Below are 15,481 nucleotides of genomic sequence, written 5' to 3'. Positions count from 1 at the left end.
GCTAGGCCGTGTACTCAGAAAAGCTCCACGTCCCCCTCGTCCATGTTGCGCTGCGCCACGTGGCGCGCCTCGGCACGGCGGCTTTCCCGGGCATCCCGCTGCTCCGCCAGACGGCGCCGGGCCTCGGCCAGACGCGCCACGTAGTCCGCACCATGCTCCGCCTGGTCGGCGGTCTCACTGAGCACATGACCCAGGCCGCTGAGGTAGCGGTCCAGCCCCTCCACGCCGCTGCGCGAGCTGTCCACCAACTGGGTAACGATATCCTCGAACTGCAACGAGCGCACCGCGGCGCCGACGTGGCCATCGATGGACTCCGCCACCTGCTGTATCCGCCCCGCGGCCTGCTCGACCTCGTCGTCCAACTCACGGAGCCGGGTCATCATGTCGGTGATGTGATCCTTGGCCTGCAGGGTCTCGTTCAAATCCTGTGAGGCCATGTCACCGACCGCCTTGCGGGCCTTGTCGACGCTGGTCCGCACCCGCCCCACTTCGCCGCCGATCTTCTCATTAAATTCCCCGGCCTGAACAGAGAGATTCCGGACCTCCTCCGCAACCACGGAGAAGCCACGCCCGGAATCACCGGCGCGGGCCGCCTCGATGCTGGCATTCAACGCCAACAGGTCGGTCTGCTCGGCAATGCCCTTCATGTTGACCAGCAACTGGCTGATACCGTCCATCTGCGTGGCGATATCGTCCATGGCGTGGACGGTCTCCACGCTGTTGCGGCTCATGGAGACCACCAGATCCACGTAGTTGTTGAGGGTGCCCTCGGTCTCCTGCACGAAACTCCGGATACCGAACTGATCCAGGTTACTGTCACCCCCGGTCTGGGTGATGACGTTGTTGGCCAGTTCTTCCTGCTCGCGCGTACCGGCCTGCATCCCGTGGAAGCTGTCGTTGAGCTGGCCGACGGCATCGGAGACCAGACCGCGGATCTGACCCAGGTCATCGAGCACGGTGCGGAACTCCGCCTGCAGGCTGTCATCGATATCGTGCAGCAGACCGCGCAGCTCTTGCTCCAGCTTCTCCAGCGACTCGCCCTCGGCCTCCGCCTGTCCGCCGTCGGCCAGCCGGGCACCGAGGAGCCACGCCACCGCGGTGACCAGCACTGCCGGAACGGCCGCCACCGGCCAGACGAACGCCCCGCCGGCGGCGGCCGCCGTCACCACTCCCGGCACACCGTAGCGCCACAGCCCGCCGCCGGTCCCCGGCCGTGCGGTGTCCGAACCTGCTTTTGCGTCAGTCATGCGCTTTCCTCCCTGGTCTTGCCCCGCGCAGCCGTGAGCAGCCGCTCGGCGATCCGGTCCAGCGGCAGCACATCGCAGGCCGCGCCGATGCGCGCCGCCTCTCCGGGCATGCCCCAGACCACGCTGCTGTCCTCATCCTGCGCCACCGTCCAGGCGCCGGCCTCCCGCAGGGCCAGCAGCCCCTCGGCCCCATCCTTGCCCATGCCGGTGAGCAGGGCAGCGGCGGTGCTCTTGCCGGCCTGCTCCGCCACGCTCCGGAACAGCACGTCCACCGACGGGCGATGGCGGTTGACCAGGGCGCCACTGGACAGGCGACAGATGTAGCGGGCCCCGTCGCGCTCCACCTTCAGGTGGTAGCCGCCGGGGGCGATGTAGGCGTGCCCGGGCAGGATACGCTGCCCGTCCCGCGCCTCGAACACGGTCAACGCGGTGTTCTCGTCCATCCGCCGGGCGAAGGCGGCGCTGAACCCGCCGGGGATATGCTGGGCGATGACGATGCCGGGGCAGTCGGGGGGCATCTGCTCCAGCACATCGCGGATGGCCTCGGTGCCGCCGGTGGATGCGCCGATGGCAATCAGCCGGTCCGTGGTACGGAACCCGCCGCTGCGGGCGCTGGCCAGTTGCCGCCCCGGGCGGCGCGGCTGGTCGGTCAGCTTCTGCACCCGGGCCCGGCTGGCGGCCCGCACCTTGTCGGCAATCTCGTCGGTGTACTCGGCCAGCGAGTGCGCCACGTCCGCATCGGGCTTGGTGACGAAATCCACCGCCCCCAGGGCCAGGGCGTCCAGGGTAATATCGCCCCCCGACTCGGTCAGGGAGGACACCATCACCACCGGCATGGGGCGCAGGCGCATGAGATTGCGCAGGAAGGTGATGCCGTCCATGCGCGGCATCTCCACGTCCAGGGTGAGCACGTCCGGGTCCAGCGCCTTGATCTGCTCGCGGGCGTCGTAGGGGTCCCGGGCGGCGCCGACCACCTCGATGTCCGGCTGGCTCTCCAGCATCTCGGTGAGCAGTCGCCTGATCAGCGCCGAATCGTCCACCACCAGTACGCGTATCATGCGCTCTCCAGGGTCATCAGAACTCAAAAGAGGTCGACCTCACCGCTGACTGGCGACTGGTCGATCTCCTCCAGGTAGTGCACCTCGCGCTGCACCACCGTGTCGTTGCGGGTCCGGTACAGCTTCTTGGCCCGGGCCCGGCCGGACTCCGGAAAATACTGCACCTTTCGCGGATATTCACCCCCGAGATCGCGCGCGGCCAGTTGCAGCCCCTCGGTGATCACGTAGTCAAGCGCGAACTCGATGTTGCGCTGCCCCACGTCGGTGACCCCGGCCAGCACCCGACCGCCGCCGAACAGCTTCACCTCCAGTCGGCTGCGGCGCCCGCCCAGCCCCAGAATGGTGTTGATCAGCTGCTCCATGGCGTGGTTGCCGTAGCGCGTGGCCAGGCTCAGCGGATCCTGCTCCCAGTGGTCCGGATTACCGCCGCGCACGGGCAGCATGAAGTGGTTCATGCCGCCCACGCCCAGGTGCCGGTCGCGCACGCAGGCCGCCACACAGGAGCCGAGCGTGGTGACCACCATCTCATGGCCTCGGGTGACGTAAAACTCTCCCGGCAGGATCTTGGCCGCGTATATGCCGTGCACCGGATCCCAGTAGCGGTTCACGTGGTCGAAGCCGGGGAGGGCCTCCCGGGGCGCTGCCGGCTTTACCGCGCTGCTCATCGCCTCAACCCTCCAGCCGGTAGATGGTGCGGCCGTGGTTCTCGAACCGGTCGGAGACTTTCCAAAGGGTCTCGGAGTGGCCGATGTACAACCAGGCCCTGGGCTGCACGGCGGCCACCAGGCGTTCGAACAGGGTCCGCTGCGTGGCCTTGCTGAAGTAGATGATCACGTTCCGGCAGAACACCACGTCGAACGGTTCGTCGAAGGGCCAGTCGTGCAGCAAATTGAGCTGGCTGAAGCTGACCAGCCGCTGGACCTCCGGCCGCACCCGGACCTTGCCGGCCATCCGTCCCCGGCCTTTCAGAAAGTGCTGTTTGAGTTGCGCCCGGGACAGGCCCGCCACCCGCCGCTGTTCATAGATGCCGGCTGCACCGTGGGCCACCACGTTGCTGTCCAGGTCGGTGGCCTCAATGTGCACCCGGTCGGCCGCGGCCCGCTCGCCCAGGGCCTCGCGGGCGGTCATGGCGATGGAGTAGGCCTCCTCGCCGGTGGAACAGCCGGCAGACCAGATCCGGATGGGTCCGCCCGGATGCGCCTTGAGCACCCCGGCCAGGTGATCGAAGTGGTGCGACTCGCGAAAGAAGGCGGTGAGGTTGGTGGTCAGGGCGTTGACGAAGTGGCCCATCTCCTCGCCGCCGCCGTTCAGCAGCTTCGCCCGGTAGCTGGCGAAATCGGGCAGCCCGAGGGCGCGCAGACGTCGGGCCAGGCGAGAATAGACCATGTCCATCTTGTTCTCGCCCAGCTCGATGCCGGTCTCGCGACCGACCTGCGTCCGCACCCACTCGAAGTCCTCGGGGGTGAAGCGGAATTCCCGCTCCCGTTCAGCCACCCCTCACCCCCGGGCCCGGTGAGCAGGACCCGGGCGCCTGCCGGCGCGTGCGAACGCCATCAAAACTCCTCCCACTCGCTGTCATCCGCGCCGTTGCCGGCCGGTGCCGGCTGACGGCGGGACGAGGCCGAAGAGGGTGCAGGACGGCGCGCCTGGGCACCGGGGCGGGACGTACCCGCAGGCCGCTTCGGGCTCGGCCTGGGCGCCGCGGCAGGGGCCGCCTCGGCCTCACCCCCGAAGAAGGCCATCAGTTCACGCAGGCTCTGGGCCTGGGAATCCAGGGACTCCGCCGCGGCAGCGGACTCTTCCGCCAAGGCCGCATTCTGCTGTGTCACCTCGTCCAGCTGCGTGACCGCCTTGTTGATCTCGTCAATGCCCGAGGATTGCTCCTCGCTGGCCGCCGCGATCTCCGCCACCTTGTCGGTGACCGTCTTCACGCCCTTGACGATCTCTTCCAGCGTCTCGCTGGACTGGTCCACCAGCCGGGTGCCCTCTTCGACCTTCTCGCCGCTGTCCTTGATCAGCGCCTTGATCTCCTTCGCCGAGGTAGCGCTGCGCTGGGCCAGGTTGCGCACCTCCGCTGCCACCACGCCGAAACCGCGACCGTGCTCGCCGGCCCGCGCCGCCTCCACCGCCGCGTTCAGCGCCAACAGGTTGGTCTGGAAGGCGATCTCGTCGATAACGGTGATGATGTCGGCGATCTCGCGGCTCGAACTCTTGATGTCCGACATCGCGGTGACCACCTTGGCGGAAAGCTCTCCCCCCTTCTCGGCGTGCTCCCGGGCGGCCGTGGCCAGCTGGTTGGACTCGCGGGCGTTATCCGCGTTCTGCTTCACCGTGCTGGTCAGCTCCTCCATGCTGGAGGCGGTCTCTTCCAGGGAACTGGCCTGCTCTTCGGTGCGCTGGGAGAGGTCCTGGTTGCCCTCGGAGATCTCACCGGCCGCCGTGCCCACACTGGTGGTGGCCTCGCGGATCTCCGCCACCACCCGGCGGAGGTTGGTGATCGACTCGTTCACCGCATCCTGCAGCCGGCCGAAGTCACCCTTGTACTCCCCCTCCATCTTGTCATCGAGGTTGCCCTCGGCCACACCCTGCATCAGCCGCACCACTTCCTGCATCGGTGCCTGCACGGCGGCCATCACCTGGTTGATGTCGTCGCTGAGCGTCTTGATGAAGCCCTCGGCCATCTCGTCGGTATCGATGCGCTCGTCCAGCCGGCCCTCGCGGATCTTGGCGATCACATCATCGAGATCGGCCTGCGCGATCCGTTCGGCCTCCTCACGCCGGCGCTCATCGGTGACGTCGAACCACTCCAGGGTGTTACCCAGAAAGTCACCCTCCTCGGAGTCCTCGCCGGTGACGTACACCCGGAAGTGGACATCACCGATGGAGAGTTCCTCTTGCAGGGCATCCTCGCGCACCCTTTCCATCTGGCGGGCATAGACCCGGAACTGCGGCAGCACGTCGACCAGCGGCTCGCCCTCAAGCGTATCCGCCCGGAATCCGCGATTTTCGGTGGCGATCTCCGCCTCCCGCTGCTGTAGCATGGCCAGCATGGGCTCGTTCAGGTACTCGATGCGACCGTCCGGCCCGGTCTTCATGAACGCCGTGGTGGCGGTGTCCATGGCCAGCTTGAAACGGTAGATGGTGTTCCACTCGTCGCGACTGACGGTGACCTGGTCATTGCTTTTGCGGGTGTTGCTCGGGGTGGCCATTGGGCTGCCCTCCTCGGCTGATTGCGCCTGTTCGGATTCCGCGTGATCGTTGTCGTCGTGTCCGGTTCCCGGTGACGGTTCCGGCTGCCGGTCCTCCCCGGCCAATGGCGGCGGGGGCACCGGCTCCTGTTGGTCCGCTGGCTCCGGCGGGGGCTGCGCGTCGGCGGCCTCCTGCTTCATCCAGGCCAACGGATCGTTGCCGAGCTTCTTGCGGCCGGAACCGCTGCGGCTGCTGCGGGCCATCAGTGCACCCTCCCCTGCTTCAAGTCCTCGACCAGCGCGGCATAATCGGCGGCACCGTTGCTGTCGGGTTGGTATTCGAAGATGCTCTGGCCGAAACCGGGGGCCTCGGCCAGTGCCACGTTGTCCCGTATCGCGGTACGCAGCAGCTGGTCCGGGAAGTACTCCAGCAACTTGTCCTGCACCTCGCGGGGCAGCCGGCGCCGGGGGTGGAAGCGGGTGAGCACCAGCCACTTGCGACTCCATGCCCCCAAGCGCTGTTCCACCCGCTGCAGGGTCTGCATCAGGGTCGACAGCCCCTGCAGCGCCAGAAAATCACTGCTCACCGGCACCAGCAGGTCATCGGCCGCCAGCAGGCCGTTCATGACCAACAGACCCGATGAGGGCGGGCAGTCGATCACCACCCAGTCGGCGACATCGCTCATGCCGTCGATGGCGGCCTTCAGCCGCCAGCCCCGCTCAGGGCCGCCACCGCCCTGCTGCTCCACCTGCATCAGACGCGCACCCGAGGTGAGCAGCTGCAGCCCCTCCCGGGCGGGTCGCATCAAGTCCTCGGGACTCGCCCCTTCCAGCAGCACGCTGTCCATGCCCGGGCGGTCGCTGTCGGCGCCCAGACTGGCGCCCAGGTGGCCCTGCGGGTCCAGGTCCATGGCCAGGACCCGGTTTCCGGACAGGGCCAGCCCGTGGGCCAGCGCCGAGCTGGTGGTGGTCTTGCCCACACCGCCCTTCTGATTGAGCACGGACAGCACGCGCACGGCTCAGACGCTCTCCGTGGCCAGCTCTTCTTCGGCAAGCAACCGGTCCGCATCCAGGACGATGATCATCTTCTCGTCCACCTGCGCCAGGCCGCGGATGAAGTCGGTACGGATGATGCTGCCGAACTCCGGTGGCGGCCGGAGCTCGTCCTCCGGGATGCCGTAGACCTCGGAGAGGGCGTCCACCACCAGGCCCATGATCCGCTCCTTGTCCCCGGGCCCGAGCACGCGCACCAGCACCACCACGGTGAACTGGGTGTACTCGCGGCTGGGCATGCCGAACCGCTCCCGCAGGTCGATGACCGGCACGATGGTGCCGCGCATGTTGATCACGCCCTTGACGTAATCCGGCGTGTTGGGGATGGGCGTGGCACCGCTCCACCCCTTGATCTCCTGCACCCGCAGGATGTCGACGCCGTACTCCTCGTCGCCCAGGTTGAAGGTGAGGTACTGATCACCCTCCCCCACGGTGCCCTGCAGGGCGGCATCCTGCTGGCTTGCGCTCATCTCGCTCATTGGGTTTGCTCCCCGTGCGCTTCTTCGGTGGCGACGCGCATGGCCGCCGCATCGGCTGGTTTACGTTGTGCCTGGGCCAGATCCACCAGCCCGGCGATATCGAGAATCAGGGCCACGGTGCCGTCACCGAGGATGGTGGCGCCGGCAAAGCCGGTAACCCGCTGGTAGTTGGCCTCCAGGCTCTTGATGACCACCTGCTGCTGGCCGAGCAGCTCGTCCACGTGCAGCCCCACCCTTCGGTCGTCGTCCTCGACCACCACCATCAGGCCGTTGGCCAGTTCACCGCCCGGGTCGGGCTCGTTGAAGAGCTCACGCAGCCGCAGCACCGGCAGGTGCCCCTCGCGCCAGTGGTAGAGCTCCGCCTTGCCGGCCACCCGACTGAGCTTCTCGCGCTGGATCTGCAGCGACTCGATGATGGAGACCAGTGGCACGATGTAGACCTGGCCGCCCACGCGGAAGAGCTGCCCGTCGAGGATGGACAGGGTCAGGGGCAGGTGGATGGTCAGCTGCGTGCCCTCACCCGGCTGCGAACGCAGGTTGATGTTGCCGCCCAGTTGCCGGATGTTGCGCTTGACCACGTCCATGCCGACGCCGCGCCCGGAGACGTCGGTGGCCTCCTCGGCGGTGGAAAGCCCCGGATGGAAGATCAGGTCCAGCACCTGCTCGTCGGGCAGTTCCTCGCCCGCCTGCAGCAACCCGGCGGCCCGGGCCTTGGCCAGCAGCTTGTCGCGGCTGATCCCGGCGCCGTCGTCGTTGATCTCGATGACGATGTAACCGCCCTTGTGATAGGCCTCGATCTCCAGGGTGCCGGTCTCCGGCTTGCCCAGCTCGCGCCGCTGCGCCGGGGGCTCAATGCCGTGGTCCAGCGAATTGCGCACTAGGTGGACCAGCGGGTCGATGAGCTTCTCCATGACCGTCTTGTCCAGTTCGGTCTGCTCACCCTCGAGCTTCAGTTCCACCTGCTTGCCGAGCTTGTCGGACAGGTCGTGGACAATGCGCGGCAGCCGGGCGTAGGCAAAGCTGATCGGCACCATGCGGATGCGCATGACGTTTTCCTGCAGCTCCCGGGTGTTGCGCTCGAGCTGTCCCAGGCCGTCGCGCAACTGCTCCAGCTTGTCCTCGCTGAAGTCCTCGCCCAGCTGATTGAGCATGGACTGGGTGATGACCAGTTCGCCCACCATGTCGATGAGTGCATCAATCTTGTCGGTGTTCACCCGGATGGAGCTGGCCGCTGCCGGTTTCCGCGGCTGGCCATTGCCGCCGCCGGCACCGGGCGCCGGGGGTTGGTTCCCGTTATCGCCGTGACCCGCGGACGAAGGGGCGGGCGCCTCGGAAACCACCGCGGCATCGGCGGCCTCGTCGCCTTCGTCATCAACGTCCGGGGCGGCAGCTGCGGTGCTCTCCTCTGGCGCGTCGGGGGACCCTTCGGCCGCCGGCGGCTCGTCCTCAGCGCCCTCGGGCGCCAGCGGACTGATCGTGAGTTCGCAGTCGTCCTCCACCCATTCGAAGACCTCGCGTACCGCGTCTTCATCCGCTCCGCCCTGCAGGGTCAGGGTCCAGCTCAGATGGCACTGCTCCGGGTCGAGGTCGCCGAAGGCGGGCAACTGCCCGCTATCGCACTCGGCGGTCACCTCGCCCAGCTCCGCCAGCTCTTCGACCAGCCGCAGCGGATCGTTGCCGGTCATGAACAGGTGCGGTTCGGGGCGAAAGCCGATCCGCCAGCCGCCGGGAGCCGGCGAGTCGACCGCCTGCGATGCCTGCGACTCTTCGGACTCCGGGGCATCCGGCACCGGTGAGGGGTCATTGCCCTCCGCCACCAGCGCGGCCAGCCGCTTCTCCAGGGCCACGGCCTGTTCCGGATCCGCCTCGCCGCCGTCCTGGGCGGCCTCGAGCATGCCGCGCAGGCAATCGACCGACTCCAGCAGCAGGTTCACCGCCTCGGGGGTCACGGCCTGCCGACCCTCGCGGAGCCGGTCGAGCAGCGTCTCCATGTGGTGGGTGAAGCCGGCCAGGGCCTGCAGGCCGAAGGTGCCGGCCCCGCCCTTGATGGAGTGGGCGGCGCGGAAGATGGTGTGCAGCGTCTCGGTATCGGGATCGCCGCTGTCCAGCGCCAGCAGGCCGGCCTCCATCTCCTGCAGGCCCTCGAAGCTCTCCTCGAAGAAGGTCTGCAGGAATTGCCCCATGTCGATGCTCATGACGCCCCCCGGTGTCAGAACGGCAGTGGTGTGTCGCTAGCGGACGACCTTTTTGACGGTGGCCAGCAGCTTTTCCGGATCAAAGGGCTTGACCAGCCAGCCGGTGGCGCCAGCCGCCTTCCCCTGCTGCTTCTTCTCCGGCGCGGATTCGGTGGTGAGCAGCAGGATGGGCGTGAATTTGAAGTTCGGCAGCGCCCGCAGCTCCTTCACCAGGGTGATGCCGTCCATGTTGGGCATGTTCACGTCGGTGATCACCGCGTCGAATCGCCCCGCCTTGGCCTTGGCCAGGGCATCCCGCCCATCGGCGGCATCCACCACCTGGTGGCCGGCCTGCTTGAGCGTGTAGCTGACCATCTGCCGCATGGAAGCGGAGTCGTCCACCGCCAGGATCTTCGCCATTTTTCTGACTCCCTCGATCGTCAATCGGTCAGGCCGGGCCGGCCTGAAGCTTCAAAGCACTGTCCATGCCAAGCAGCCGGGCCGCATCCACCAGCATGGCGGGTGACTCTGCCCAGCTGCAGTCGACTTGCTGTCGCTCCGCCTCCTGCATGAAGGCGAGCAGCAGTTGCAGGCCGGCGCCGTCAACACGCTCCAGCTCGCTGCCATCCAGCTCGATGGCCTTGACACCCGCTGCCAGGGCCTCGGCCAGGCGTCCGTATAGCTCCGCCGCCATAGAGACCTCCAGCATGGTGCCCAGCGCCACCCGGTGGTTTGCTTGTTCCGACATCAGCCCACTCCTGTACAAAACGTGTACACGACCCTGATCCTAACAGGTTTATCGGCCAGACCAAGGGAAAACTTGAAGAGGAATTCCGGAAGGGTGGGACGGGGCATCAACGCGAGGGGTCAGGTCGACCCCCTCTCGAACCCCGCCAGGACGGTCTCGATCTGCTGATCCAGCTTCGCCAGAACACCCTGCAACTCGGCCACGGCCCGAAGTGCCTCGTCCGCCGTACACGCCCGCGCGCGCTCTTCCAGACTGCGGGCGGCGATCTCGGCTTCCACCGCACCCAGTCCCAGCAGCACGCCCTTGAGGGCATGGGCCTCCCGGGCCAGACGCTCCCGGTCACCCGCCTCGGCTGCCGCCTCGATGCGCCGGGCGCGGGCGGGGGCGTCGTCACGGAACAGGCGCAACAGCTCGGTCATGGTCCGGGTATCGTTGCCCGTCACCTCGCGCAGGCGGGCGAGGTTCAGGCCTGGGGGCGAGGCCGGGGCGGCGTCCTGCGCGTTTGCGGACACCGCCGTCCTCAGGCCACCGCCGGACAAGTGACGGGCCAGCAAATCGCCCAAGTGGTCACGGTCGATGGGTTTACTGAGGTGGTCGTCCATGCCCGCGCCGAGGCACTGGTCGCGGTCCGCTTCCAGGGTGTGCGCGGTCATGGCGATAATGGGGATGTACTGGCCTTCCGGGCTCCGACGGAGGCGCCGCGTCGCCTCCAGGCCGTCCATACCGGGCATCTGGAGGTCCATCAGGATCAGGTCCGGGGCACGCCGGGCCACGCTGTCCAGGGCGGCATATCCGTTTTCCGCCTCGCGTACACGGTAGCCGAGCTGTTCGATCAGGCCGCGCGCCAGTACCCGGTTAACCGGCTGATCCTCGACCAACAGGATCTCAGGTGGGTGGGGTTCGGATGGGTCGGAGCCATCAGTCATACAAGGTTCGGTTTAGAAGTGCGTGACGTGGGCGGGGCGTTAGCGGATATAGCGTTGCAGGACCTCACGGAAGACGTCGGTGCCCGCCCGCTGCAACCACTCGAAGGCGACCATCTCACGGGTGACCAGCCAACAGCCGGCCTGTTGCATGCGTTCCAGTGCGCAGTCCCGGTCGTGCGACCGCCGGGAGCCGACCGCCTCGGCCACCACGAAGACCTCGCGCCCGGCCTCCAGCAATGCCAGCGCCGTCTGCATCACGCAGACATGGGCCTCGGTGCCGGTCAGCACGACCTGGGGCCGGGTCAACCGGGTCAGGGCCTCGGGCTCGTCCGGCCAGCCAAAGCAGATCTTCTCGTGGACGTGATCCTCCTCCAGGCGGCTGCGCAGCAGCGGGATGGTGTGCCCCAGCCCCTTGGGGTACTGCTCGGTGGCGTGCACCGGGATCTTGAGGATGGCCGCCACGTCGATCAGCCAGGCGGTGCAGTCCACCACCCGCTCGTGGTCGTGGATCTCCGGGACCAACTGCTGCTGGATGTCCACCACCAGCAGCGAGGATTCTTCTGCTTTTAAACGCATGCGCGGCTCCTGATAATGTGCCGGCCACGGGGCAGCCCTGCCCACGTAGCAATGCATCATACCACTCAATTGGTAAGGATAATCCCGACGCCGAAGTGGACCCGCGGCGAGGTCCGCTGCACCTCACTGGCCTGGGGCCAGAGGTACAGATCATCGGGCTTGACCCGGGGGTAGCGGTAGGCCGCCTCCCCGATCCGGCCATCGACCACCTCGTCGACCACGCCCGCGACCGTGAGGCTTCGCCCCGGCCCGTAATCGGCGGTCTCCAGGTAGCCGGGGTGCTCCACGATGAATCGACCCTGCGGGCTCTGCGCGGTCCGGGGCCGCTGGCTGCGGTCGAGGGGGTAGGCCAGCACCTCGAGGCGGGTGCGGTCCTCCAGGTTTTTCGACGCCACGATGATACCGCCCCAGACCACCTGCTCGTCCTCGGCCACGTCCGCCACCGCAGAGAGTCGTTGCGGTGTCAGCTCCCGGTCGACGCCCGCGGTATCGAACCCGGGCCCGGTGGCACAGGCCGCGAGCAACAAGGGCGACAGCAACAGCGCAACAAGCTTGAACGTTCGGTTCACGGGCGTCACCAGTAGGGACCGTAATAGGGGTGACGGTAGGGCCGGTGCCACGGCCGGTACCACGGGTCATACCAGGGGTCGTAGAACGGGTCCCGGCGGTAATCGCGCACGGGCTCCCGCTCTGGCCAGAGGTGGTACACCTCGGCCTGGACCACCGGGAACGAATAGGCGTACTCCCCGACGGCCTGCTCGCGCACCCCTTGCACAACACCACGCACGGTGATCGCACGCCCCGCCGCGTAGATGGCCGGATCGAGGAAGCCAGGGACCTGGGCCAGGAAGCGCCCGGGACTGGCGTCATCCCGGTCCACCGGGCGTCCACCGGACTGCAGCCGGCGGGCCACCACCTCCAGCTCGGTGTGATCGGACCGGTTGCGAACCTCGGCGATCACCCCGCCCCACCGGACCGTCTCCCCGACCGCCTCGTCCGGGGCTTCGCGCACCGCCTGCACCCCGGGCGCGGCCTCCGGTGCGCTGCGTATGGGCTCCGGCACGCCGGTGGCACACCCTGCCATAAGAAGCGCGGCCAATAGGGCCAACAGGATTTTCATGGGACACCTCCCAACCCTTTCAGACCCGCTGCAGTCGGGCACAGTTCAATCCATTTTCAGCCGATCGATGGCAGGCAGGCAGGCCGGGCTTTGAAAGTCGAGCCCCAACTCCCGGATGTGGCCGCTGTCCAGTTCGTAGATCCAGCCATGCACGCTCAGCGCCTGCCCCCTGTGCCACGCCCGTTGGACCATCGTAGTCCGGCAGACATTCCGCACGCTCTGGCGGACATTGAGTTCACACAACAGGTCCACCTGGCGCTCAAGGGGAAGGTCACGGAAAGCCTCCTCGTGCAGGTGGTAGACATCCTCGATCAGCCGCAGCCAGTTGTTCACGAAGCCCACGTAGTGGTTGCTCAGCGCCGCCTTGATGCCGCCGCAGCCATAGTGACCACAGACAATGATGTGGGGCACTTTCAGGACATCCACCGCGTACTGCAGCACGCTCAGGCAATTGACATCATTATGGGCGACCACGTTGGCGATGTTCCGGTGCACGAAGACCTCCCCCGGCTCCACGCCCAGCATCTCCCCCACCGCGATACGGCTGTCCGAACACCCGATCCAGAGGTACTCGGGCACCTGTTCGGCCGCGGTCCGTGCAAAGAAGTCCGGGTCGCGCGCCCTTTTTTCCTCGGCCCACACCTTATTGTTGGCGAGTAATTCCTGCAGGCAAGGCATATCATTCCCCAGTTTGATTGACAGTTGCCTCCAACATTGACCGACGGACGGATCCGCCGCAAGCCGGTGCAAGCGCAACGCTTGATAACCCGTGGTAATATCTTGCGCCGACCAAAAAGCCAGCGCCTGGGGGCTGATTTGCAACTCGACCCGGTCATCCTGTTCTTCCTTCTGGGGTTCGGTGCGGGGCTGTTGAAGGCCGAAATGCGGCTACCGTCCGCCGTTTATGAACTGCTCACCGTGGTGCTGTTGCTCTCCATCGGCCTCAAGGGGGGCATGGAGTTGGCGGAGACGGACTGGGTCCGCCTGCTCCCGCAATTGGGCGGGGTTGCCCTGATGGGCGTGGTATTGGGCCTGCTGGCCTTCGCCCTGCTGCGCTTGTCACGCAAGCTGCCCCGTTCTGACGCCGCCGCTATCGCAGCTCACTACGGGTCGGTCAGCGTCGGTACCTACGCGGTGGCGGTTGCGTTCCTGGACACCGTTGGGGTGCCGTATGAGGCGTACTCCGCGGCGTTCGTGGTGGTGCTTGAGGTACCTGCCATCCTGCTGGGGATCATCCTGGTTCGCGGCCTGCGCCCCGATAACGGGTGGAACGAGGTGATGCGGGAGGTCTTCCTCGGCAAGGGCGTCGTGTTGCTGCTCGGTGGCCTGCTCATCGGCCTGATCGTCGGGGCCGAGGGCGTGGCACCACTTGAGCCGTTGTTCATCGATGCTTTCAAGGGGTTCCTCGCCCTCTTCTTGCTGGAAATGGGCCTGGTTGCGGCTTCCCAGTCGGGCACTATCCGGCGTCACGGGATCTTCCTGCTGGCGTTTGCCCTTGTCTTCCCCCTGCTGGGGGCGACTGTAGGAGGGCTGACAGCCTGGCTACTGTCCATGAGTCTCGGCGGCGCCGTCCTTCTCGCCACACTGGGGGCCAGTGCCTCCTACATCGCGGCACCGGCGGCGATGCGACTATCGGTGCCCGAGGCCAATCCAGGGCTCTCGCTGACCGCCGCGCTCGCCATCACCTTTCCCTTCAACGTCCTGGTGGGTGTCCCCCTATACTACGGCGTGTTGAATGCCCTCTACCCCGCGACAGGAGGCTGACGGTGAAACGAAAACTGCTCACGGTCATCACCGAACAAGCGCTGGAGCGCCAGCTTGTCCAATGCATAAAGGCGGCCGGGGCGCACGGGTACACCATCACCGAGGCCCGCGGCGAGGGCCAACGCGGTGTGCGAAACGCCGATTTCGACCAGGGCGCAAACATCCGGGTGGAGGTCGTCTGCGAGGCCAACGTGGCCCAGCAGATATCCGAAGAACTCCACCGCCGGTATTTCCGTGATTTCGCGATGGTGCTCTACCTGAGCGACGTGGAAGTGCTCCGGCCGGAGAAGTTCTGAGCCACGCCCCGCGGCCTGCGCCGTCGGTTTTAGCCCAGTCGGTGGCCCGGCAGCCCCTTCAGGTGGTCGCGGACCTCGGCCCACAGCGCCTCGTAGGCGCGGGCCGCGGGGCTGCTGGGTGCGAAGGCGGGCAGCGGCTGGCGGTGCACGCCCATCTGCTCCACCTGGGTGCTGTAGGGGATGGCCGGGCCGAGCAGGCGCTTCATGTTCAGCGGCGGGCGCTCCAGCAACTGGCGGTGCAGGCTGCGCCGGCGATCCGCCATGGACCAGAAGGGCAGCAGCTTGCTGCGCGGCAGGTCATGGGCCTTGAAAAAGGCGCGCAGTTGCTGCCAGGCGCGCAGGGAGAGCGGCGTGGGCACCAGGGGCACCAGCACCCGGCTGGCGACGCGAAAGACATTCTCGGACAGCCGGGAAAAGCTGGGCGGGCAATCGAGCACGGCCAGGGCGTAGGTCTCGGACAGCGGCTCGAGCAAGCCCTGTAGCCGGTCCGGATCGCCCTTCTCCTCCAGGCGCAGGTCCAGGTGGCGGTAGCTCTCGTCAGCGGGTAACAGTTGCAGGTTGTCCCATTCGGTCTCGCGCAGTTCCCGGCCGATCGGGCGTTTGCCGCTGATGAGCTTGCGCGGCTTGCCCTCCAGCCCCTCGTCCACCCCCAGGTACCAACTGGCAGCGCCTTGTACGTCCAGGTCCCAGAACACGGTGGGCAGCCCGTCGCGGGCGGCCAGCCAGGCCAGGTTGACGGCGGCCGCCGTCTTGCCGACGCCCCCCTTGAGGTTGTAACAGGCGATAACTTCCAAAAATCCTCCCGGGCCGTAGCCCGTTGCCTCGGCTCTGCCGGCCGATTGTTCGGTGCCG

18 protein-coding genes are annotated in these 15,481 nt (G+C 67.2%); 2 read left to right on the top strand and 16 right to left on the bottom strand.

Features of this window, described 5'->3' with window-relative positions:
• Positions 1–14: 14 nt before the first annotated feature.
• The 15 genes from DFR31_RS10970 to DFR31_RS10900 all read right to left on the bottom strand — a co-directional run bounded on the left by DFR31_RS10970 (position 15) and on the right by DFR31_RS10900 (position 13,247).
• A complete protein-coding gene (locus DFR31_RS10970) occupies positions 15–1,247 on the bottom strand; it encodes a methyl-accepting chemotaxis protein (protein WP_121442726.1) in 1,233 nt (410 codons plus the stop codon).
• Positions 1,244–2,305: a protein-glutamate methylesterase/protein-glutamine glutaminase gene (locus tag DFR31_RS10965; protein ID WP_121442725.1), complete on the bottom strand. Its 1,062-nt coding sequence runs from the start codon at positions 2,303–2,305 to the stop codon at positions 1,244–1,246. Before DFR31_RS10965 ends, DFR31_RS10970 begins: the two co-directional genes overlap by 4 nt.
• Before the next feature lie 23 nt (positions 2,306–2,328).
• Positions 2,329–2,970: a chemoreceptor glutamine deamidase CheD gene (cheD, locus tag DFR31_RS10960; RefSeq protein WP_121442724.1), complete on the bottom strand. Its 642-nt coding sequence runs from the start codon at positions 2,968–2,970 to the stop codon at positions 2,329–2,331.
• 4 nt (positions 2,971–2,974) lie between these two features.
• A complete protein-coding gene (locus DFR31_RS10955; RefSeq protein ID WP_211328293.1) occupies positions 2,975–3,799 on the bottom strand; it encodes a CheR family methyltransferase in 825 nt (274 codons plus the stop codon).
• A 59-nt stretch (positions 3,800–3,858) separates the two neighbouring features.
• Positions 3,859–5,757 carry a methyl-accepting chemotaxis protein gene (locus tag DFR31_RS10950; protein ID WP_121442723.1) on the bottom strand — a complete coding sequence of 633 codons (1,899 nt, stop codon included), beginning with the start codon at positions 5,755–5,757 and terminating at the stop codon, positions 3,859–3,861.
• Positions 5,757–6,509, bottom strand: a complete 753-nt coding sequence (locus tag DFR31_RS10945) for a ParA family protein (protein WP_121442722.1) — start codon at positions 6,507–6,509, stop codon at positions 5,757–5,759. The genes DFR31_RS10950 and DFR31_RS10945 overlap by 1 nt, the downstream gene beginning before the upstream one ends.
• A gap of 3 nt (positions 6,510–6,512) precedes the next feature.
• Positions 6,513–7,025: a chemotaxis protein CheW gene (locus DFR31_RS10940; protein ID WP_425452559.1), complete on the bottom strand. Its 513-nt coding sequence runs from the start codon at positions 7,023–7,025 to the stop codon at positions 6,513–6,515.
• The gene (locus DFR31_RS10935) at positions 7,022–9,220 is read right to left on the bottom strand and encodes a chemotaxis protein CheA (RefSeq protein WP_121442721.1); all 2,199 of its coding nucleotides are present in this window, start codon (positions 9,218–9,220) and stop codon (positions 7,022–7,024) included. The genes DFR31_RS10940 and DFR31_RS10935 overlap by 4 nt, the downstream gene beginning before the upstream one ends.
• A gap of 36 nt (positions 9,221–9,256) precedes the next feature.
• On the bottom strand, positions 9,257–9,619 hold the full coding sequence (locus tag DFR31_RS10930) for a response regulator (protein ID WP_121442720.1): 363 nt from the start codon (positions 9,617–9,619) through the stop codon (positions 9,257–9,259).
• Between the two features lie 28 nt (positions 9,620–9,647).
• Entirely contained in the window at positions 9,648–9,947 is a 300-nt protein-coding gene (locus tag DFR31_RS10925) for an STAS domain-containing protein (RefSeq protein ID WP_121442719.1), read from the bottom strand.
• Positions 9,948–10,066: 119 nt separating this feature from the next.
• Positions 10,067–10,873, bottom strand: coding sequence for a response regulator (locus DFR31_RS10920; RefSeq protein WP_121442718.1), 807 nt, complete (start codon positions 10,871–10,873; stop codon positions 10,067–10,069).
• 39 nt (positions 10,874–10,912) lie between these two features.
• Positions 10,913–11,449 (bottom strand): hydrolase, encoded by a 537-nt coding sequence (locus DFR31_RS10915; RefSeq protein ID WP_121442717.1) that lies wholly within the window; start codon positions 11,447–11,449, stop codon positions 10,913–10,915.
• Between the two features lie 65 nt (positions 11,450–11,514).
• On the bottom strand, positions 11,515–12,018 hold the full coding sequence (locus DFR31_RS10910) for a Slp family lipoprotein (protein ID WP_121442716.1): 504 nt from the start codon (positions 12,016–12,018) through the stop codon (positions 11,515–11,517).
• A 5-nt stretch (positions 12,019–12,023) separates the two neighbouring features.
• Positions 12,024–12,569 (bottom strand): Slp family lipoprotein, encoded by a 546-nt coding sequence (locus DFR31_RS10905; protein ID WP_121442715.1) that lies wholly within the window; start codon positions 12,567–12,569, stop codon positions 12,024–12,026.
• Between the two features lie 45 nt (positions 12,570–12,614).
• Positions 12,615–13,247, bottom strand: coding sequence for a carbonic anhydrase (locus DFR31_RS10900; RefSeq protein ID WP_121442714.1), 633 nt, complete (start codon positions 13,245–13,247; stop codon positions 12,615–12,617).
• Between the two features lie 138 nt (positions 13,248–13,385).
• Between DFR31_RS10900 and DFR31_RS10895 the strand changes: the two genes are divergently transcribed.
• Positions 13,386–14,333: a sodium-dependent bicarbonate transport family permease gene (locus tag DFR31_RS10895; protein ID WP_121442713.1), complete on the top strand. Its 948-nt coding sequence runs from the start codon at positions 13,386–13,388 to the stop codon at positions 14,331–14,333.
• Between the two features lie 2 nt (positions 14,334–14,335).
• On the top strand, positions 14,336–14,629 hold the full coding sequence (locus DFR31_RS10890; protein WP_245971168.1) for a DUF3240 family protein: 294 nt from the start codon (positions 14,336–14,338) through the stop codon (positions 14,627–14,629).
• A gap of 29 nt (positions 14,630–14,658) precedes the next feature.
• Here the strand turns inward: DFR31_RS10890 and DFR31_RS10885 are convergent, their stop codons facing one another.
• Positions 14,659–15,423 carry a ParA family protein gene (locus DFR31_RS10885; RefSeq protein WP_121442711.1) on the bottom strand — a complete coding sequence of 255 codons (765 nt, stop codon included), beginning with the start codon at positions 15,421–15,423 and terminating at the stop codon, positions 14,659–14,661.
• Between the last annotated feature and the right edge of the window lie 58 nt (positions 15,424–15,481).

It is taken from the genome of Alkalispirillum mobile (assembly GCF_003664325.1).
GTDB lineage: Bacteria > Pseudomonadota > Gammaproteobacteria > Nitrococcales > Halorhodospiraceae > Alkalilimnicola > Alkalilimnicola mobilis.
The sequence above is the reverse complement of the archived record's forward strand: the minus strand, read 5'-3'. Positions and strand labels throughout refer to the sequence as shown.